This window comes from Dysosmobacter segnis (assembly GCF_014297285.1).
Taxonomy (GTDB): domain Bacteria; phylum Bacillota; class Clostridia; order Oscillospirales; family Oscillospiraceae; genus Oscillibacter; species Oscillibacter segnis.
In genome coordinates, this window is sequence record NZ_JACOQI010000008.1 from 1 (window position 1) to 20,941 (window position 20,941).

The window sequence follows — 20,941 nt, forward strand, 5'->3', positions numbered from 1 at the left end:
TACCGCGCACTGGGCACCGCGCCCACCACGGTGAACGGCTTCACCGACGTGACGGCCGATGCTTTCTATGCTGACGCAGTGGCCTGGGCCGTGGAGAGCGGCGTGACCAACGGTACGTCCGCTTCCACCTTCAGCCCCAACAACGGCTGCACCCGCGCCCAGATCGTGACCTTCCTGTATCGCACCATGAAGTAACTTCATACGCAAGCAGCGGGAAACCTCATTCGAGATTTCCCGCTGTTTTTTTCTGCCCGGCCGGGGCGCGGTTTACAGGGACCGACTCATCCGACTTTTGCAAAATGGTAACCGTCAAAGCTGAGGGCGGCTGGACAGACATGGGACAATAGTGGTGGGAAGTTGCGAAACGTTCCACCACTATTAACGTCAGGGGGGATACGCCATGACATCCATAGAGTTGAAGCACCAAGCACGGCTGCAGGAATGGGCGGGAGCCATTCGGGATTGCAGAAGCAGCGGATTGTCAGTCAGGCAGTGGTGCAGGGAGAGAGGAACCACACCAACTACATACTATCGCTGGGAACGTGAGCTATTGTCTGCTGCCAGTACAGCGAAGGCACTGTCTGAAACGCCTGCGGTTGCATTTGCAGAATTACCAGTACCGAAACAGGTGTGCTGCAACACAACGGAACGTTCCGCTACGCTGCGCGTCGGCAAAGAATGATTACCTACTGTCAAGAGATGGTAGGTAAAAGACGTTCAATGCGGAAATGAAGAAACCGGAATTGGCCTTCAAGCGTTTTATCCGCTTTTTGCTGGCACGGGCGGCGACGACCTGGGGCGTGGAACTGATGGCAGGAGCCTTTCGAGTATATCAATTCTATCGACAAGGGCGCATGGGGCGTGTTATAATCATGAAAAACGCGGCGAAGGGAGGCGGCGGAATGACGACAGACGAAACGCTATACCGCCGCTATCTCGACGGTGACGAGGACGCTCTGGGCGAGCTTATGGAGCGTTACGGCACCAAGCTGACCCTCTATCTGGACGGCTACCTCTGCGACCTTCACGAGGCGGAGGATCTGATGATCGAGGTCTTTGCCTATCTCATCGCCAAAAAGCCCCACATCCGGGACGGCGGCTTTCGCGCCTACCTTTACCAGTCGGCGCGGCACATGGCCCTGCGGCTGCTGCACAAAAAGCGGGCGGGAAATTGCTTTTCGCTGGACGCGCTGACGGAGGAACCGGAGGCGCGGGAGCTGGTGGAGGAAGCCGTGCAATCGGCAGAACGGGCGCGGCTCCTGCGGACCTGCATGACGGAACTGCACGAGGACTACCGGGAGGCGCTGTTCCTCGTCTATTTCGAGGGACTGAGCCACGCGGAGACCGCCGCCGTCATGGGCAAGCGGGAAAAGCAGGTGGCGGACCTCATTTACCGTGGAAAAATCGCGCTGCGAAAGCGGCTGGAACAGGAGGGGATCACGGATGCGTACAACGGCTGAACGGCTGGCCGCGGCCAAGCGGCGGGCAAGGGAACTGGAGCGGGAACGGCAGCGCCGCCGTGCCCGTGGGCTCCTCTGCGCCGGTACAGCGGCCTGTCTCGTTGTGATCGTTTCCCTCGCGCTGGTCATGCCCGGCATCACGGAGGGATTTTCCGACACGGCGCTGGGCGTCGGCATGGCCGCCGGCGTTTTCAGCGGCCGGAGCCTTGGCTATCTCGTGGTGGGCCTGCTGGCCTTCGCGTTAGGCGTGTGCGTGACGGTGCTGTGCGTCCGACTGCGCGGGCATGAGGAGGATTCGGCGGACGAGGAGCGGTACGATGATTGAGTTTTGGGACTATCTCTCGCAGTTTCTCGCCGTGACGGCGGGCTTCTGCGCCGCTTTGCGGGCGTATCTCAAAAGCCGCGAACAGCCGTGGTTTCTGCTGACCTGTTTCTACGGGACCTTCGCTCTGGGTACCCTCTACTGGACGCTGCACCTGCTGCTGCGGCAGGAGACCCCGCAGGTTTTTTACGTCTCCGACCTTGCGTGGCTGGCCAGCTATGTCTTTTTGCTCGCCCTGACGCTGACGCTGCTCGACGCAGGGGAGCGGCAGTCCCGGACGGGGCTATGCTGGCTGGCACCGGTGTTCTGCCTGCCGCAGTTCGTGCTGTACGTCACCCGCGGCGATTTGCTTCTCAACGTCCTCATGTGCGGCTTGACGATGATGCTGGCGTGGTGCGCGATGCGGGGGCTCGTCTGGGCGAAACGGACGGAAAACGGGCGGCTGCGCCGGTTTTACGGAACGGTACTGGCCTTCATCGCGCTGGAGTACGCCCTGTGGACGGCCTCCTGCTTCTGGGTGAGCGACACCCTGACGAATCCCTACTTCTGGTTCGATTTCCTGCTGACCCTCGTTTTGCTTTTGTTTCTGCCCGCAGTGCGAAAGGCGGTGGAGGCGTGACCTATATCGAAAATGTATTCGTCTGCATGGCGGCCCCGCTGGTGGTGGCGCTGCTGTCCTTAAAGCGGGGACAGCGCGCCGCGCTGGTGTTCTGCCTTGCGGGGATGGGGGCCTGTCTGCTCTCTGCCTACCTCAACACCTTCTTCGCCCGGCTTTATCAGGCGGACGCCGTCAATGCCGCCACCCAGATCGCGCCTGTGGTGGAGGAGATTATGAAGCTGCTGCCGCTGCTGTTCTTTCTGGCAGTGTTTGAGCCGACCTTCGCCCGCTTCCGGCTGGCCGCCGTCATCGTGGCCGCCAGCTTTGCCACCTTTGAAAACATCTGTTTCCTCACGCAGAACGGCGCGGACCAGATCCTATTTCTGCTGATCCGGGGCTTCGGCACCGGCGCGATGCACGTGGTCTGCGGGAATGTGTACGGCGGCGTCCTGCGCCCCGTGTGGGACAGCCGCCCCCTGCGGGCGGCCTGCCTGTTTGCGCTTTTGTGCGTGGCCATCATTTACCACGCCATCTACAATCTTCTGGTCAGCGCCGGGGGGACGCCTCAGCTCATCGCCTACTTTGTCCCGCTGCCCACGGCGCTGTGCTTCCGGCTGCTGGCGCGGAAAGCCGAGGCGTAAATACAGTCTCATCGGACCGTCCTGTTGGACGGTCTGATTCAGCGTGTCGAAAAAGTCTTTTCGCCCCGCTGAGCAAGTTTTCAGAACTTTTATAAAGTTCTGAAAACTTAGGATTTCAATGGCGCAGGACACCCTTCTTGGGTTTCCCGCGCACACCCTTCCTTTCCGTTGCGGAAAATCTCCCGCTTTATCGACAGCCTCCATCAGATCGTCCGACAGGACGGTCTGATTTTTTTTGAAATTTTTTCAATTTTTGGTGCATAGTTTTCTCCATTTTTGTCCCTATCAGAGTGTAAGGACTTTTTCGGGGAAGGAGGAAGGGGCATGTATGACACCACGGAGCGCGTCCGGCGTGTGAAGCAGACGGCCCTGCGGCTGATCCAAAAGCGGGAGCGGACGGCGCTGCGGCGGCTGGAAACCCTGTGTACCGCGCTGGCTCTGGGTCTGACCGGCGCGCTGGCTCATTTCATCGGCGGGGCACCCGGCGCCGCCGTCCAGGGGGCCTACGGCGCGACGCTGCTGGCGGACAGCGCAGGCGGCTATGTGCTGGTGGGTGTGGCGTCCTTTACGGCCGCCGCTGTCCTGACGGTGGTCTGTATGCGCCTGCATGAGCGAGAGAAACGAGAAAAGAACAACAAGACAGACAAGGAGGGAAACGCATCATGAAAAAAACGATCACCCTGTTATTGACGCTGTGCCTGCTGCTGTGCCTGCTGCCCACGGAGGCTGTGGCCTATTTGGGAGACATCCAGACGGTCGACAGCGGTACCGTGACAGCGAAAAAGCTGAACAGCGGGTCGTGGGAACTGCGAAACGATTATCTTCGCGTGATCGTGCGGAAGGACGGCACGCTCTCCACGGCCCCGGCGGCGGACAGCGCCGACCCCACAGACAGGCAGACGCCGTTTTGCAATTTTGTTACATTTAAGGGCCGCGGAGATAACAAGCGGGATATCGTGCATCCCGCCAAGCTCAGCCTGAAGCGCATCAGCTCTGTGGACAAAACGCTTAACGGCCCCGCAAAGGCCATCAAGGTGGAGTACGACCTGACGGCCACGGTGTCCGGGAAAACCGTCACAGGAACGACCACGGTCTACTATGAGATCGCAAAGCTGTCTTTGGACGGCACATGGGGCGTTCTGACAAGCGTTGACGCTATCAAGATCACCAGCGCGGATTCTAATGGCTCTCTGGGCATTGAGCTTGAGACGCGATGGGGCTATACCCTCAGCGGCTTTGCCGCCATGGGTCACAGAAACGCCGCTGACAGCCCCGCCCTCAAGCTGAGCCGCACCGTCTACGATCATACAACGAAGAAAGAGCTTTCCACCGAAAACTCCGTGCTTACCAGCAAGGTGGAAAATCTGGATACGGCGCAGGACTATCCGCCGGGGGGCAATTGGTGCTCCAATTACATCACCGAGGTCTATACGGACGGCTACAACTGGGCCAATCCCTTTGTGGGGCTGTCGAACTATTATGGATATAGATATAGCGACAGCAACAGCGGCACCATCAAGACCTATCTGCCGAACAGGGTCAGCGTAGCGCCGGCCAGCCGCCCCGGCGACACCCGGGTGGAGTGCGGGGATGAGATCGGTTATTATTTCGGTGATAGAAGCGATTACAGCATAGTTCCCTCACACTTCCTTTGGGGCTTCCGCAGCCTGACGAAGCTGACGCAGCCCATCCCCAGCGAACCGGACAAGGTGAATATCTCCATCAGTGCCAAGCGGCTGGCCGTTTTCTCCAGCGGCAGCGGCGTGACGGTGGAACACGTGGCCGACGACGCGGCGCTCGAGGCGCTGAAGCGGCAGTACAAGAAGGACCCCGCCGCCCTCATCAACGGCGATTATGAGAGCACAAACGGCGAAGCCTTCACCTTCACCGGCGGGGCGGCGCTGCTGTCTCCCTCCGTCACGGCGACGTGGGGCAGCGGCGGCAAGCTCGTCATCCACAAGAACGGAACCGTGGAGCAAAGCGGCGTGAGTTTGAACGCGCCTACCTTCAAATTCTACCAGCCCAAAACCGGAGCGGAAAATGACCTGAAAATCTCCCTCACGAGGGACGGCTTTACATTTGGCATTGCCCCCGAGAACAACGATGCCATCGTCTATGTGGACATTCCCTACGCCACGGTGAAGCTGAGGAACGCCGCCGCCGACGCGGCGGGAAACCTTGTGTTCAGCGGCGAGATCGGCTTTCAGACCATCTTCGACGGCGCGGAATTTTCGCTGGAAAAGCTGGGTTACGGCTTGAAGGGGAATGAATTCAAGGTCAACGGCGTCCACGCGAAAGGCAGCTTTGACACCGAAAAAATGCTGTCGCTGGAGCTTGCCAAGGTCAAGGGCGAGGTCAATACCTTCAATGGCAACAAGCGTTACGCCTTTGAACTGGAGCTGAACGTCTTTGACCTCTTTGAGACCAAGGCGGAGCTGGAGCTGACGCGCAGCAAAAAGGACGGCAGCCTGCTGCCCAACACGCTGTATTTCTATGTCAAGGCAAGCCCCGGCATCCCCCTTATTCCGCCCATTCCCGTTGGTCAGCTCAACGGCGGCGGCGCGGGCTTCATGGATCTGGCAAAAACGGTGAACGGCGATTACTTTGCCATTCCGCCCATCAAGCTGCGCGGCACGCTGACGGGCACCTATCTCCACCTCATCGAGGGCACGGGGGATGTGGTGATCGGCCCAAGTGAAATATCCCTCACAGCAAGTGACGTGGGCATTGTAGGCGCGAAGTTATCCATCATCGATAGCTTTGGCTACGCCCTCAAGCTCAACGGGCAGGAGCGGAAATATGGAAATGAAACCTACACGGGCATCTACTTTGCCGGCTCGGAGGCGCTCGAGCTCAATCTGCCGAGTACAGAGCTTGATGTGATCGTTCTGAAATCCTCCATCGAGCTGGGGGCCTTCGGCGGCGTGAATGAGAACAAGGACAAATTGTATCTCGGCATCGGCACCAACGGCAAGGTGCAGGGCATCTTGCAGATCCCCAGTAATTTCTTTATCCCCTGCCTCAGAGGGGCAAAGCTGTCGCAAACGGATATTCAGCTGATCATCGGCGGACAGACCACGGCTCGCATTAGCGGCATCAGCGTCAGCGAGGGCATGAAGGATGCGTTTAATAACATCAATGTCTACCTCGGCGCGATGGCACAGACGACGAACTGGCTCTATGATGTGCGCGCGTGGGTCATTCTTCCGAATATCATCAAAACCGACTTCGAAAAGGGTAAGGGATGGGATCTTGAGGGCAAGCTGATCAAAAAGCTGCCCGAGTGGAAATGGGAGGACCACGGCGTGACGCCGGTGGTGCAGGCGGTGTCGCTTGAGGACGGCGAGGAGGCTCTGATGCTGACGGCTCTGGAGCCCGTTGTGCTCACGAACGGCAGCAGTGAAAACTTCTAAGGTGATTGAGGTAAAAGTCACCGATCCGGCGGAAACACCGTATATCCTGCTGGCGTTTGACGAGAGCGTGAGCGAGGAGGATATCAAACAAGCTCTGATTGTTACGAAAAAAGATGAGACCAACCGCATCGACATCAACTGGGTGGGTGAGGACGGTCAAATCAATTCCACCTATGAGATCAACGCAGGCACCGACCTTATCGAGAATGTAGACGGAAACAAATACCGCGTGGTGCTGCTGCGGCTGAAGAGTGGCGGGACTTATGAGGTCAATACAGACTCCCTTACGCTTGTAAGGGAGAAATCTAAGGGAGTTACCGTTACACCGTTTGAAAAGCTGGATTTGAGCTTGCATAGCGGTGAGGTAACCGGCCAGGTCGAATACGCCGAAATGAACACAGAGTATACCCTGCGCACCTATCTTGCCGAGAAAGAGGGCGGCGCGGACTACCTGATCGACGAGCAAATTGTGACAGATTCCAACTTCATTTCCGTCACTGTTTCCCCCAGCGGCACACGCGCGCCCACGGGCGAGTACTATGTGACCTCCTTCCTAATGACGGAAAAGAGCGTTGAGGTCACCGAGAACGGAGCGAGCAAAACTGTGAACGCCCTTGCCGCCATCGACAGCTGGCAGTCTGACACCACGGTGGACTACACGAACAGCAATCAGCCTGCTGCTCCGGCAAACGTTACGCTGACCTTTGTCGGCAACGAGGTGATGAAGGCTGCATGGGATAAGGTGGACGACGCCGACGGCTACCGCGTGACGGTCTATCAGAAAGACGGCAACGAGTGGAAGGACACCGGCTTTGGCTATGACCTCAAAAAATCCAAAGATGGGCAGTTGGATAACTCCATCAACATGGCGCTGACCGTGGGCGGAAACGCCGTTAAGGCCAGCGGAGAGAACTCTGCTGTGTCCGTTCCCGCCGAAAATCTCGAGGCGGACAAGGACTACAGAATCGGCGTGAGCGCCTATAGAGAGGTGCCGTACTTCACGGAGAGTACAGGGGCGGGCTCTACAGAGAGTACGGAGACCGGCTCCATGGAAGGCGAGGAGACAAGCGCCGCGGAGGGTACAGAGGGCAGTACTGCGGGGAGCGGGGGAACCGGCACTCAAAAGGCGCTTACCGCGAAGTATTACAGCAAAGAAACGCAGTCTGCCGACGATGGAGTGTTCCTGCCAGAGTACAAGGAATTGAAGATCTCTTTTAAAGTGGGCGACAAGGAGTGCGACAAAGATAACGGTGTCTTCCACGCCTATGTGGGTGAAAATCCCGGCACGCTCACCGTGAATTGCGACGCCGACAGTATCACCATTACGCGGATGGATGATGAAGATTCCCCCACCACGCTGACGTCTTCCAACAGCTATGACATCCCCGATTTCACCGGCAGTCTGATGCTCCGGGTGGAAGGCAAGCAGAACAAGGACGTGACCAGCGTGTTCCTGCTGGTGAGCCGCGACGAAACGCCCCCCGTGCTGACCCTCTCCGACCCGGTGTTCTTCGCTGATCGGGACACCGGCGAGTACGCCGTCACCGGCACGGCGGATGCCGGCAGCGAGATCATTTATGGAAAAACCAGTCAGTCTGCCGCCCAGTCTGTCACCGCCGGCAGCGACGGCCGCTTTACCGTTTCCGGTGTGCTGCGTGGAGCGGATAATACCGGCGTCCTTTTCCTCAGCGCGAAGGACAGCGTGGGCAATGAATCCACGCAGCAGATGGCGATGATCACCCGGCAGACCCGGTACGCCGTCACTGTGAACGGCAGCTATGCGGATGTCTCCGGTGCGGGAAGCTATGCGGCGGGAAGCGTTGTCACCGTCCGCGCAGGCAGCCGCAGCGGTTACACCTTCAACGGCTGGACGTCCGGCAGCAATGTTGTCTTTGATGATCCCAACGCCGAAGAAACGATCTTCACCATGCCGGACGGCAGCGTGACCGTTACGGCAAACTGGTCGAGGGACGGAGGTTCGCCCTCGTCCGGCCGGGATGACTCTGATCCCCGCTATGCCGTCGGAATTCCGGATAAGACGGAAAACGGCAGCGTGAGCGTCAGCCCGAAGAACGCCAGCCAGGGCGACCGCGTGACCGTCACGGCGGAACCGGACGAGGGCTATGAGCTGGACAGCCTCAAGGTGCTTGACAAAAACGGCAAGGAGCTTGAACTGACCGACAAGGGCGATGGCAGATTTACCTTTATCATGCCCGCCGGAAGGGTGGAGGTCAAGGCTGCATTCACGGAGGAAGCGAAGATCAGCCCCTTCCGGGATGTTCCCACCGATGCGTATTACTACGAAGCTGTGAAATGGGCGCAGAAGAAGGGCATCACCGGCGGCATCGGCGACGGCCTGTTTGGTCCCAATCAGCCCTGCACCCGGGCCCAGATCGTCACCTTCCTGTGGCGGGCGGCGGGGGCTCCAGTGGTGAACTACGCCATGGATCTAACGGACGTTCCCAGTGACGCTTATTATGCGGAGGCCGTTCGCTGGGCGCTGAGTCAGGGTATCACCACCGGCACGGCTGACGGCCGGTTCGCCCCCGACGCGACCTGCACCCGGGCTCAGGGCATGACCTTCCTGTTCCGGGCGTCCAAGGCGTCCGCCGACGGTGCGCCTGCCTTCAGCGACGTGGCCGCCGACGCCTACTACGCCGAAGCGGTGAAGTGGGCCACGGACAACGGCATCACCAACGGCACAACAAGCTCCACCTTCAGCCCCGGCAGCGGCTGCACGAGAGCGCAGATCGTGACGTTCCTGTGGCGGCTGTACGCGGAGAAGTGATCGCAATATATGTAAAGTGGACTCCCTTGACTGCAAAAGCGGTCAAGGGAGTCCCTTTCAACCTATAAAACGGATTCTCTGATGTGGGTTTGCGGCTTCGGCACCTGCTGTGTATGCCGCGGGTAAGCGGTTGATGTTTTAAAAATCGGCTTGCCTAATACACGATCCGAAAGTAATCCAAATATGCTTTACTGGAGTGCTTTGCGCGTCAGTCATCCAACTCCGACTCATGCTTGAGGATCGCGCCGGTGGCGGCGTTGATCTCGTAGTCATATTTCATATTGCCGGATTTGAACTCGACCTCGTAGACGAGTATTCCATCCTCATCGTCCAGTTCGATATCCATGTCATACGCTTCATTTTCACTCACACCTGCGTGATTCAGGGCAATAGATTTTGCCTTGGCGTAGCCAATGTCCTGCGCTGTTCCGGACGGATCGGGTTTCTGATCAGAGGGCTTCGTTGTCACATTTGGCGTGGAAGGCGTGGAAGCAGTGGTCAGCAAGTCCTTCTGTCCGCTGATCACCTTTCCCGTGTAAGCATCTACCAGATACTCGAACTCGCCCCATGCCGTGTGCAGCTCCACCTCGTAGTGGGCGGGAAATTCGTCCAGTTCGGAATCGACCTCCGCTGTAACGGAATCCACCGCCGTCGTTCCGGCATACTCCTCCGCAGCGGTACGGGCTGCATCCATACCGATCGGCATGGCAGGCGCACCCGCTTCCGCGAGATCCTTTAGTTCCTCGACGGAGAGCTTTGCCAGCGCGTCAAACTTGAGTGCGGAGTTGAGTGCGAGCACGTGGTTCACCAGCGCCGCTTTTCCGGTGGAAATGTTGTTTTCCCGGGCCTGCTGTTCCCGCCCCGCGTCCTGCGTGAGCGTCTGCGTCAGGACGGCGGCCTTTGCTTCGCTCGTCTGCAAAACACCGTCCACAGTGCTGGTCAGCTCACGCTGGAGCTTTTCCGCACGGGCGGTATCCTTGTCCTCCACTGAGATCATGATGGCGGAGGAAATGCTGTCGAGATAACCGTTGCGCACGAGACTTCCCACGATGGCATTTACCGCCACATCGAGCTTTGCCCCCTTGAGGTCAGCTCCATTGCTCATATCCGCAAGGATGGCTTTTGCATCCTCGTTGAGCGGCGTACAGACGAGAACCTTTTCGCTCCGGTTCACCTTCAGCTCAATGCTCGGGTTCACATCCAGCGACACCACGGACGCCACCGCGTTCGCTCGCTGGTAGAACACGCCTCCGCCGCCCAGCAGCATTACAGCAAGGCAGGCGGCAATGAGCGATGTCCATTTTCTATTTGCCGTTTTCTTTGTTGTCATGGGAATTACCGTTCCTTTCCGCTCTTCACAGCGGGAGAGAACGCCGTTCACATCATCCGGCGCGGTCTTTTCAAGCGCCGCAGCCAGCCTCTGCTCCATTTTTTCATTGGTCATCGGGCGTCATCTCCTTCCAGAAAGCTGCGCATCTTTTTCAATGCTCTGTGATATTTCGACAGGACGGTGGGAAGCGGCAGCTCAAGAAGCGCCGCGCTCTCCCGGTGCTTCAGGCCCGTGACAGCGTGGAGCAGCACGATGCGCCGCTCCTCGTCAGCGAGGCTTGCCAATGCGCCTTGCAGCAACGCACGCTCGTCGGCGTCCAGTCCGCACTCCCGCGCGGGAATGGCGTCCCATTCCTCCTCGCTGAGGGCGGCATGGCGTTCTTCCCGCCGCAGGCGCGTCAGGCACAGGTTTCGGCATACGGCCAGCAGCCAGCCCATGGGCGAGCCGGTGGGCCGGTACTGCGCCGCGCAATCCCACACCTGCACATAGACGTCCTGTGTGAGATCCTGCGCGTCCTGCGCGTTTTTGAGGTACGACAGCGCTAAGCCGTACACCGCCGATCTCGTGCGCTGATACAGCTCCGCCAGCGCTTCACGCTCACCGCCGGCAATGTGGATCAGCAACTGCTGCAGCTCGTGCCGATCCTCTGCCGGAGCATATTCGGTTGTCATCAGCATACTGAGCATAGGTTTCCATCTCCTGTCATCCGTGTAATGCACGGAAAGGACGATTTATTGCATGGGATTTTATTTTTTATGATTCTTCAAGTTCAAATTGCCAGTTCTTTTCTGCTGACATAGCTGCACCTCGCTTCTTGCTTAATATGCAATCCTAAAATAATCCAAATACGCTTTATACTTATCCTGTACGGTCAGGCAGGTATCTGTCAGATAGCCTTTTTCATTGTTCCATTCCTTCAATCCACGGTAATAGAACATCTTCAGATCGTCCTCAATGATGAACGGAACGATATTGTATTTCAGACACTCCTTAAACATGATCAATCTGCCCACACGACCGTTGCCGTCCTGGAACGGATGAATCTGCTCAAATTTCACATGGAAGTCCAGAATATCCTCAAAAGTCTTTTTTTCCTTGGCGTTGTATTCCGTCAGCAAGGCCTTCATTTTATCGGCAACTTCTTCCGGAAGGGCTGTATCTCTGCCGCCGACTTCATTCGGGAGTTTCTTATACTCGCCAACAGCAAACCAATCTTTTCTGGAATCGCTGGTGCCGTTTTTCAAAACCAAGTGAAGTTCTTTGATGAACTTCTCCGTCAGAGCTGCTTTTGCATGATCAATAATCATGTCAATGCAGCGGAAGTGATTTGCTGTTTCGATCACGTCATCCACATTCAGCACTTCTTTTTCTACGCCGATGGTGTTGGTTTCAAAGATATATTGGGTTTGATCGTGTGTCAGGCGGCTTCCTTCCATATGGTTGGAATTGTATGTCAATTCGATCTGTGTTTTATGGTAGATCCCACCGGAACATTTACTTGCCTTCTGTTCTTTCAGAATATCCAACAGAGTAGTCGGTTTATCTTTTCTTTTGTTGGTACGCTCCGGCTTTTCTGCGTTTTCCGAAATGTTCCATGTCTTGCCGGTAAGAAACGCACCGTTCACACGCCCCTGGGCGCAGTAATTTCTAACACTGCGCTCGGACACATCCCATTTTTTCGCTATTTCAGCAACTGAAAGATATCGCATCCATGATCCTCCACCATAAAATCCATCAAAAAACCACGTTAATCTATTACATAGTATACCATGCCATCGGCAAAAATATCAATAGCATTCAAAACGAAATTGTTGTACTTTTTGCCGACACAGGAAATGCTGCTTCTGGATATAGAAATCCGGACTCCATCGAAAATGAAGTCCGGTAAGATATTATCTATAAACTTGACCTCGATCTCAAAATTTTTGTCACATTGAGACTCACTGGTGTAGCAGTGGTGTAGTAGCACTACCTTCAAGCCTGAAAAACCTTGATATTACAGGGGATTTTAGAGATTTCTGCAAATAATGCCGTGACACACAAAAAGCAGTTTTGCCAAAACGCAATTCCTCTTATGAGAAATATAAAAATCCGGAATGGGAGCCGCTGCTTATCGGGCGGCCGTGTTCTCCACCATCAGCCTGCGGCGGTCACGCTCCAGATAGATCAAGTGGATCAGGAAAGTCAGGAGCCAGCTGACCGGATAGGACCAGTACATGCTCTCCACGGTGCCCACCGCTTCAAACACGGTGTACCGCCAGACCACCCGCAGCAGACACGCGCCGATGAGGGTGGTGACGGTGGGATTCATGGAGTGGCCCAGTCCCCGGAGGGTGCCGCAGGCCGTTTCCATCAGGCCGCCGACCCACTGGAACCGGCTGAGTGCCAGAACCCGGACCACACCGGCGGCGATGACCGCGTCGTAGGCCGGATCGGTGGACTGGACGTACAGTCCCAGCAGGGGCGCCTGAAAGATCTGGGCCAGTGTGCACAGCACAATGCCCAGCCCTGTTGTCAGGGCCAGATTGATCCGAAAGACCCGCACGGCCCGGCGGGGATCGGAGGCCCCGATGCTCTGGCCGGTGAAGGTGATGGCGGACTGATAGAAGGTATTCAGCGCGGTGTGGATGAAGTTCTCAATGCCGGAGGCGGCGGAGCTGCCCGCCATGACCACGGAGCCGAAGGAGTTGATGGCAGACTGGATCATCACGTTTGAGGCGGAGAAGAGAACGCCCTGCAGCCCGGCAGAGAAGCCCAGCCGCAGCATCTGGCCCGTCCGGTCCGGATACAGCCGGATCTTCCGCAGCTCCAGACGGCACGGTCCCCGGAAGGTACACAGGCGGACCGTCACCAGCACTGCGGAGAGCAGCTGAGAGACAGAGGTGGCAATGGCCACGCCGGCCACATCCAAAGGGATAACCACCACTAACAGCAGATTCAGCGCGACGTTCAGCGCGCCGGAGACGATCATGAACAGCAGGGGGTAAAAGGTGTCGCCCACCGCCCGCAGCAGAGCACTGCCGAAGTTGTAGACCACCAGAGCGGGGACGCCTAAGAAGTAGATTCGCAGATACAGCACCGACAAAGGCAGAACGTCCTCCGGGGCGTCCGCCCAGCGCAGCAGGGGAGTGGAGAGCAGAAGCCCGCACACGCAGGCCAGCAGTCCGAGAATAACGCTCAGCAAGGCGGCGCAGTGTACCGTCCGGAACAGACCCTTGTCATCCTGGGCACCAAAGTCCCGGGCGGCCATGTAGTTCGCGCCGATGGAAACGCCGTTGAACAGCGTGATGATGAGGAAAATAATAGAGGTAGTGGAACCGACGGCCGCCAGAGAAGCGTGGCCCGCATAGCGGCCCACGATGATGGAATCCGCCGTGTTGTACGCCAGTTGCAAGATCCCCGTCAGCATCAGCGGAATGGAAAAGCGAAGAATAGCGGGAAGCAGAGGCGCTTCCCGGGGATACCCAGTTTGTTTCAACATGTTTCCTCCCATTCGATCCGGCGGATGCCGAAGCTCCGCCAGCTAAAGATGAGTATTGCAGAAAGGTCGGAGCTTGTCAATAGCCGGGGAAAGAGGGGGAAGCGCCGCAGAAATGGCCGTATCGGCAGATGAACGCCGTATTGACAGGAACGGGCGCGGCCCTTATAATTGTCCGTGAGAGAAATACAACCGGAAAATCGGAAGTTTGTGAAGGAGGTCCTATGAGACTGATTCGTGCGAAAAATTATGATGACATGAGCCTGAAGGCTGCGAACATCATCGCTGCGCAGGTGTCCCTGAACCCCAAGAGCGTGCTGGGCCTTGCCACCGGCTCTACCCCCATCGGCACCTACCGCCATTTAGTTGAGTGGTATCAGAAGGGCGAGCTGGATTTCGGGAAGGCGGTTTCCATCAATCTGGACGAATACTGCGGCCTGTCCGGGGAGCATCCCCAGAGCTACCGCCGCTTCATGCGGGAGAATCTGTTCGACCATATCAATATCCCGGCGGACAGAAGCTTCCTGCCGGACGGCACCCAGACCGACAGCGTCTTGGAGTGCGCCCGGTATGACCGGATCATCGAGGAGCATAACGGCATCGACTTGCAGCTGCTGGGCATCGGCCGCAACGCTCACATTGGCTTCAACGAGCCGGACAGCTGCTTTGCCTGCGGCACCCATCAGGTGATCCTGACGGAGAGCACCATCGCCGCAAACACCCGCTTCTTTGAGGACGAGGCACAGGTGCCCCGGAAGGCGTACTCCATGGGTATGCAGGCCATTATGCAGGCCAAGCGGGTCCTGCTGATCGCCAGCGGCGCGGACAAGGCGGAGGCCATTCGGAACAGCTTCTTCGGCCCCGTGACGCCTCAGGTCCCGGCGTCGATCCTGCAGCTCCACCGGGATGTCATCGTCATCGCCGACGAGGCGGCTCTGGCAGACTGCCCGGCAGAGGCGTAAGTGAATCGCTGCCCGTTAAGAGGGCGGTAAACATATAGAGTTTCCCGGCCGGCAGTCAAACTGTCGGCCGTTTTTTCGTGCAGACGCTGTTACGCACAGGCGTGAGCCGTGGGAAACACCGCACCGCCGGCGGCGGTGGATACCTTGCGCACCGCTGCTTGCACCTGCGGATAGATTACCATATTCTAGATGCAAAACGGTGAACTGACCGTTGAATTATTCTTTACATTTCCCGTATGGGTATGGTACAATGCCACCGGAATCAGGAGACACGAGGGGGACCTTTTATCCAAAAGGAGCAAACTACGGCAGAACTGATTAACATTAAAATCAAGCGCTGACAGAGTGCATTGAGGACAATCTCATCCGGTATATTCTGGATGAACGGCTGGCGGTGGGTGCAAAGTTGCCCAACGAATATGAACTGGCGGACCGGTTCGGCGTCAGCCGGGGAATGATCCGGGAAGCGGCTGAAGCTGCTGGCCTACGAGGCCATCAACGGCCTTGCTATGATGGCCGCCAGCACACTGGTGTTCGATGTACTGAAGCTGGCTGATTAGGAGGATTTCTATGGCAAAAATCATCGCGCCTGTTGTCACGATTTTCAACGAAGAGGAAAAGCCCGACTACGCAGGCAACAAAAAGGTTATCGATTTCCTGATCGAGGGCGGGCTGGACGGCATTCTTGTGCTGGGTTCCGCCGGAGAATTTCCGGATCTGAACGAGCAGGAGCGTCTGGACTTCTTCCGCTTCTATGCGGAGTATGTCAACGGACGGGTGGAGCTGCTGGCCGGTACCGGCTGCATCCGCTACGCCGATACGCTGGCCCTGTCCAACGCGGTGTATGAGCTGGGCTACACGCCCATGGTCATCAGCCCCTACTATTTTGAGATGGATCAGGAAAAGCCATTCGTCTACTATGACCGTCTGGCCAAGGACGTGAAGGGAGACCTGTATCTTTACAACTTCCCGCCCCGCACCGGACATTCCATCGCTCCGGAGACGATCCGCCGCTTGATCGACGCGAACCCCAACATCATCGGGCTGAAGGATTCCGTGTCCACCCCCGGCCACACCAATATGGTGTGCCGGGCGGTAGAGGGGAAGCCCTTCACCGTGTACTCCGGCTTTGACGACCAGTTCCTCAGCAACATCGCCAACAACGGGGGCGGCGGGTGCATCGGCGCGCTGTCCATCATCGTACCGGAGATCTGGAGCAGTCTGGTGAAGGCTGCCAACGAAAGGGACTTTGATCGCACCTTCGCCCTGTACCACCTGATCCAGAAGCTGATGCCCATTTACGATATGGACACCAACTGTTCCCTGATCCTCAAAAAGCTGCTGGTGCACCGGGGGCTGGAGATCAGCGACCGGGCCGTTTGCCCCTTCAACCAGATGAACGCCGCCATCTATCAGAGCGCCGCGGACCTGCTGGACAGCGTGTTGGCTGAATACCGGTCCATGCGCTGACGGGGAAACCGATTCAAGGCTGGCCCCTCGGTCGGCAAATACAATAACAGTAAAAGGGCAGGGCCGGACAGAAATTTTTCTGTCCGGCCCTGCTTGCTGCGTTCTTCCTCGCACCATTTCCGGCAAATTCACAATACGGTCATTGCACCGCAGGGCGGGGCGTTGTCCAACTCGGGCATTGTGAAAAACCGCGGTTTGTGGTAAATTAAGTCCATAAAACAACGGAAAGAGGAATACACATGAAGGATTTCCGGCAGGAATTATATGAAAACGGCTATTTCCGGCAGGAGGAGCTGTGCTTTGCCGACTGTGACCGATATCAGCGGGCAAGGGTCTCCGGCCTTTTGAACAAGGCGGCGGCCTACGCGGGGTATGACTACAACGCCCGGGGCCTGACCCATGACGTGCTGTTTGAAATGGGGGAGGTGTTCCTGCTCTCCCGGCTGGCCATGCGTATCCACCAGATCCCTATGGCGGGGGAGGTGCTGGACATCGCCACCTATGAAAACGGGATCAAGGGCGCGCACATGCAGCGGGTCTACGAGATGAGGGATCAGACCGGCGAGGCGCGGGTGTCGGTGAAAAGCGACTGGATCTTAGTGAACCCCGCCACCCGGAAGATCATGCGGCCCTCCGCCTTTACCGCCAAGCCCATACAGACCTGCGGCCGGGTCATCGACTGTCCGGACCCGAAAAAGCTCCTGCTGCCCCACGAGGGGGTGGAGGAGCTGGGGACCCGGCAAGTGGTCTGGTCCGATCTGGACGGCAACGGCCACCTTTACAGCGCCAACTACGGCGACATTATCTGGGACTACCTGCCCTGTGACTTACAGGAGCGGACGCCCCGGGAATTCTACATCAATTACAACCACGAGGCTACCCTTGGCGAAACGCTGCGTCTGGTGGGCTTCCGGAACGGGGACGGCAGCTATCTCATGGAGGCCCTCGGCCCGGACGCCGCCTGCTTCACCGCACTGTGCGTGTTTTAATTTGGAATCTTTAATACAAGGACAAATATTTCTGGCAGAAATGCAAATTGTTTTTGCAATTTGCGGCGATACCCGATATCATGTTATTATAATAAGTAATACCATTTGGGTGGTTGCACCGCAAAGGTGATGTCAAGCGGGCCTGCCGCCCATCTCTTACAAGTGAATAGGCGCAGGGGGTGCGGTGCGGAAACCGGCGCACCCCCTGTTCAAACTGCAGTCAGCCCCCTGAGGGCTGTGCCGGAATCGGGAGGAACGAACGAGCGGAGAAGCGATCGGCTGCGGAAGAAAGGAGCGGTGTATGAAAAATCTGAAAAAGCTGACGATCCTGCACTCGAACGATATGCATGGCGATTTTCTGGCCGAACAGATCGACGAACGGCTGGTAGGCGGCGTGTCGCTGTTGTCGGGCTATGTCAATAAAGTGCGGCGGGAGGAAAAGAACGTAATCTACGCCGTGGCGGGCGATATGTTCCGCGGTAGCGTCATTGATTCGGAGTACAAGGGCACCTCTACCATCGGCATCATGAATCTGGTGGGGCCGGACGTGGCCACCATCGGCAACCACGAGATCGACTACGGCCTCGCTCATCTGCTGTTTCTGGAAAAGTGCGCGGATTTCCCTATCATCAACGCCAATCTGCACATCAAATCCAACGGACGGCGGATGTTCCGGCCCTTCTGGATCGCCCATATCGACGATATGAAGATCCTGTTCATCGGCATCATCACGGAGGAGGTGCTGGCCGCCACCAAGACGGACGAGCTGATCGGGTCCTTTGTGGACATCGGGGAGGCGGCCCGGGAGGTGGGCAACATCTGCAACGCCTACAACGCCATCGACATTGATTTCACCGTGCTGCTGACCCACATCGGCTTTGAGGAGGACAAGAAGCTGGCGGCGATGTTGGACCCGGACTGGGGCGTGGACGTCATCATTGGCGGCCACAGCCACACAAAGTTAGAGGAGCCCTTCAAGGTCAACGACATTTACATCGTGCAAGCGGGCACCGGTACCGACGAGATCGGCCGGTTCGACATCATGGTGGACACCGACCTCAACGCCATCGACACCTTTACCTGGCAGATGGTCCCCATCGACGATGCCCACTGCCCCCGGGACGAGGAGGTGGAGAACTTCATTCAGCGCTACAGGAGCGCCACCTCCCAGAAGTATGACCGCATCATTACCCGCTTTTCCTGTGAGCTGACCCATCCCAAGCGCAATCAGGAAACGGCGCTGGGAGACCTCATCGCCGACATTCTGCGGGACAGCTTCGGCATCGACCTGATGCTCATGGGGTCCGGGGCCATCCGCAGCTACTCCCTCGGCCCGGTGGTCCACTATGCAGACCTTGTGGAGTGCCTGCCCTATGACGACGCGGTGTATATGCTCAAGGTCACCGGTACCCAGCTGGAGCGGATGATCCGCCATATCCTGCGGGACGAGGCGTTTCAGGGGGAGCACACGGAGTTCTACCAGTTCTCCCACGGGACGCACATCGTCTGGTCCCGGAGCGAGCAGGCCTTCCGCACCCTGACGCTGGACGGCGAGGCCCTGTACGCCGAGCGGCTCTACACCGTGGCGGTGCAGAAGTACCACTACAACAACCTCAAGCCGTTTTTGGACATCACGCTGGAGGAGGTGGAGAAAAACGGCAAGATTCGGGTGCTGTCCACCTCCGCCCGGGACGTGGTGGAGGAATACCTGACGGTGAACCAGCACCTCAGCCGGGAGGTGGAGGGCCGCCTGGTGATGGAGGACTGAGGGCCGCTCCTGGAAAAGCGACGAGTTTCCTGAACGGATCTCTGGTACAGAAAAGCGGAAACGAGACGGCGTTCTCTGATGTGCCGCATAAAAACCCGCCGCAGTTTTTCACTGCGGCGGGTACTGATATCAGTTCCATTCCTCAGCCAAGAGGAAGTCGCGGATATTCCGGTGTTTGATCCCGTTTCGGCTCATATCGAACTCATCGAGAGAAACAACGTACTTCGGGAAGTTGTCGCGGATAGAGTCATACGCACCAAACTCACGGTTGACGGTTTCTTCCGATGCCAGCAGGTAAGTGACCTGAACATACAGCTTTTCTCCGCGCTTGTCGCATACAAAATCAATTTCCTTATCGCCCGTTCTGCCAACGGTCACTTCATAGCCCCGGCGCAGTAGCTCCAGATACACGATATTTTCCAAAATGAGATTGATGTCCCGCATATTGCCGCCGAAGACCGCCTCGCGGATGCCATGATCGGCAATATAATACTTCTCATTGGAGGCAAGGATCTGTTTGCCCTGCAAATCCTCCCGCTTCACCTGATAGAACAGGTACGCCTCACAGCAGTATCTGATGTAATTCAAGATCGTTTCCGGGGCAACGGTGCGTTGCTCGTTTTTCAGGAACTTCGCAAGCGAGGTCGCAGAGAAGGTCGTTCCCACATTGGCGATCACATAGGCAATGATTCGTTCCAGCAGGTCAACATCCCGGATTTTATTCCGCTTCACGATGTCCTTGAGCTGGACAGAGTTGAACAGATCGTGAAGATATTGCTTGGACGGCGCATCCGCATAGCGGAGGTTTGCGAGGTAGGGCATCCCTCCGGCAAGCAGATACGTTTGGAAACTCTGCTGGATGGACGCATCGGGTGTGATCGTGCGATACAACTCCATGAACTCCCCAAAAGAAAACGGATAGATCACAAACTCCACATACCGACCGCCCAAATAAGTCGCAAGCTCACCGGACAGCAGCTTTGCATTGGATCCGGTGATGTAGATGTCGCAATCCAGCGAAACACGGAGAGAGTTGATGCACTTCTCCCAGTCCTTGACCTCCTGGATCTCATCGAAAAAGAGGTAGACCTTGCCACCGATCTCCTTGGCGCGTTTGGTGATCTCATCATGCAGCGCCTGTGCGGTTTGCAGGTGGGAATAGCTCATATCTTCAAAATTGATGGAGACAAACTGCGTCGGGCTGACACCGGACTCCGTGAGTTCCTGCTTGATCAGCTCCAACATGACCGACTTCCCGCAGCGGCGAATACCGGTCATGACTTTAATCAGCTCTGTTCCGATAAAAGGACGGATACGGCTCATATACAGTTCGCGTTTGATCATAAGTCTTAGCCTCCTTTCCGTGGCTGACTATAGTATAGCACACTTACGGTTGAAATTCAATAGAGAAATTGTGAGTTTATAAGTTATAACTGATAAAATATAAAGTTTGACACAAAGCGACAGCTACGAACAGAAAATGTGCGGCCGATCATCAAAAGGTTCCAATGTGCTTGCGGAGGTGGAGGACTGAGGGCCGTTCCCGGAAAAGCGGCGGGATTTCCTGAGCGGATCTCCGGAGCAGAAAAGCGGAAACGAAACGGCGCTCCCTGTCGGAGAAGGAACTCCGGCGGGGGCGCCGTTTTGGGTGCTGTATAAGTCTGCGGCCCTTCCGCAGAACTGATCCGGGATTGGCTTTTTATGGCAAAATTTACAATTCCA

Annotated in this window: 19 protein-coding genes; 14 read left to right on the forward strand and 5 right to left on the reverse strand. The window is 57.1% G+C overall.

Annotated features, from left to right (window positions below):
- The 9 genes from H8Z83_RS09415 to H8Z83_RS20160 all read left to right on the forward strand — a co-directional run.
- A partial coding sequence (locus H8Z83_RS09415; RefSeq protein ID WP_187014790.1) for an S-layer homology domain-containing protein occupies positions 1 to 195 on the forward strand: 195 nt, incomplete at its 5' end.
- 205 nt (positions 196 to 400) lie between these two features.
- On the forward strand, positions 401 to 682 hold the full coding sequence (gene tnpA / locus H8Z83_RS20375; protein ID WP_418727570.1) for an IS66 family insertion sequence element accessory protein TnpA: 282 nt from the start codon (positions 401 to 403) through the stop codon (positions 680 to 682).
- A gap of 220 nt (positions 683 to 902) precedes the next feature.
- Entirely contained in the window at positions 903 to 1,460 is a 558-nt protein-coding gene (locus H8Z83_RS09420) for an RNA polymerase sigma factor (protein ID WP_187014791.1), read from the forward strand.
- Positions 1,444 to 1,785 carry a DUF4179 domain-containing protein gene (locus H8Z83_RS09425; protein ID WP_187014792.1) on the forward strand — a complete coding sequence of 114 codons (342 nt, stop codon included), beginning with the start codon at positions 1,444 to 1,446 and terminating at the stop codon, positions 1,783 to 1,785. The genes H8Z83_RS09420 and H8Z83_RS09425 overlap by 17 nt, the downstream gene beginning before the upstream one ends.
- Complete coding sequence (locus H8Z83_RS19570) at positions 1,778 to 2,401, forward strand: histidine kinase (RefSeq protein ID WP_243184876.1); 624 nt, start codon at positions 1,778 to 1,780, stop codon at positions 2,399 to 2,401. Before H8Z83_RS09425 ends, H8Z83_RS19570 begins: the two co-directional genes overlap by 8 nt.
- Positions 2,398 to 3,021, forward strand: a complete 624-nt coding sequence (locus H8Z83_RS19575; RefSeq protein ID WP_187014793.1) for a PrsW family glutamic-type intramembrane protease — start codon at positions 2,398 to 2,400, stop codon at positions 3,019 to 3,021. The genes H8Z83_RS19570 and H8Z83_RS19575 overlap by 4 nt, the downstream gene beginning before the upstream one ends.
- A 324-nt stretch (positions 3,022 to 3,345) precedes the next feature.
- Positions 3,346 to 3,687, forward strand: a complete 342-nt coding sequence (locus H8Z83_RS09440; protein WP_187014794.1) for a glycosyltransferase — start codon at positions 3,346 to 3,348, stop codon at positions 3,685 to 3,687.
- Entirely contained in the window at positions 3,684 to 6,434 is a 2,751-nt protein-coding gene (locus H8Z83_RS09445; RefSeq protein WP_187014795.1) for a hypothetical protein, read from the forward strand. The genes H8Z83_RS09440 and H8Z83_RS09445 overlap by 4 nt, the downstream gene beginning before the upstream one ends.
- Entirely contained in the window at positions 6,421 to 9,222 is a 2,802-nt protein-coding gene (locus H8Z83_RS20160; RefSeq protein WP_187014796.1) for an S-layer homology domain-containing protein, read from the forward strand. The genes H8Z83_RS09445 and H8Z83_RS20160 overlap by 14 nt, the downstream gene beginning before the upstream one ends.
- Before the next feature lie 208 nt (positions 9,223 to 9,430).
- Here H8Z83_RS20160 and H8Z83_RS09455 read toward each other — a convergent pair whose 3' ends face one another.
- From H8Z83_RS09455 to H8Z83_RS09470, 4 genes are all read right to left on the reverse strand, one after another.
- Positions 9,431 to 10,666, reverse strand: coding sequence for a PepSY domain-containing protein (locus tag H8Z83_RS09455; RefSeq protein ID WP_187014797.1), 1,236 nt, complete (start codon positions 10,664 to 10,666; stop codon positions 9,431 to 9,433).
- Complete coding sequence (locus tag H8Z83_RS09460) at positions 10,663 to 11,238, reverse strand: RNA polymerase sigma factor (protein ID WP_187014798.1); 576 nt, start codon at positions 11,236 to 11,238, stop codon at positions 10,663 to 10,665. Before H8Z83_RS09460 ends, H8Z83_RS09455 begins: the two co-directional genes overlap by 4 nt.
- Before the next feature lie 132 nt (positions 11,239 to 11,370).
- Entirely contained in the window at positions 11,371 to 12,261 is an 891-nt protein-coding gene (locus H8Z83_RS09465) for a Fic family protein (protein WP_187014799.1), read from the reverse strand.
- A gap of 401 nt (positions 12,262 to 12,662) precedes the next feature.
- Positions 12,663 to 14,033: an MATE family efflux transporter gene (locus tag H8Z83_RS09470; protein ID WP_187014800.1), complete on the reverse strand. Its 1,371-nt coding sequence runs from the start codon at positions 14,031 to 14,033 to the stop codon at positions 12,663 to 12,665.
- A 221-nt stretch (positions 14,034 to 14,254) separates the two neighbouring features.
- Between H8Z83_RS09470 and nagB the strand changes: the two genes are divergently transcribed.
- The 5 genes from nagB (at position 14,255) to H8Z83_RS09495 (ending at position 19,219) form a co-directional block, all read left to right on the forward strand.
- Complete coding sequence (gene nagB, locus H8Z83_RS09475) at positions 14,255 to 14,992, forward strand: glucosamine-6-phosphate deaminase (RefSeq protein WP_187014801.1); 738 nt, start codon at positions 14,255 to 14,257, stop codon at positions 14,990 to 14,992.
- Positions 14,993 to 15,341: 349 nt separating this feature from the next.
- Positions 15,342 to 15,548 (forward strand): GntR family transcriptional regulator, encoded by a 207-nt coding sequence (locus tag H8Z83_RS20165; protein WP_366464093.1) that lies wholly within the window; start codon positions 15,342 to 15,344, stop codon positions 15,546 to 15,548.
- Between the two features lie 14 nt (positions 15,549 to 15,562).
- The gene (locus H8Z83_RS09485) at positions 15,563 to 16,462 is read left to right on the forward strand and encodes a dihydrodipicolinate synthase family protein (protein WP_187014802.1); all 900 of its coding nucleotides are present in this window, start codon (positions 15,563 to 15,565) and stop codon (positions 16,460 to 16,462) included.
- Between the two features lie 239 nt (positions 16,463 to 16,701).
- Entirely contained in the window at positions 16,702 to 17,451 is a 750-nt protein-coding gene (locus tag H8Z83_RS09490; RefSeq protein WP_187014803.1) for an acyl-[acyl-carrier-protein] thioesterase, read from the forward strand.
- Between the two features lie 301 nt (positions 17,452 to 17,752).
- Positions 17,753 to 19,219 carry a bifunctional metallophosphatase/5'-nucleotidase gene (locus H8Z83_RS09495; protein ID WP_187014804.1) on the forward strand — a complete coding sequence of 489 codons (1,467 nt, stop codon included), beginning with the start codon at positions 17,753 to 17,755 and terminating at the stop codon, positions 19,217 to 19,219.
- A 129-nt stretch (positions 19,220 to 19,348) separates the two neighbouring features.
- Here the strand turns inward: H8Z83_RS09495 and H8Z83_RS09500 are convergent, their stop codons facing one another.
- The gene (locus tag H8Z83_RS09500; RefSeq protein WP_187014805.1) at positions 19,349 to 20,563 is read right to left on the reverse strand and encodes an ATP-binding protein; all 1,215 of its coding nucleotides are present in this window, start codon (positions 20,561 to 20,563) and stop codon (positions 19,349 to 19,351) included.
- Positions 20,564 to 20,941: the final 378 nt, after the last annotated feature.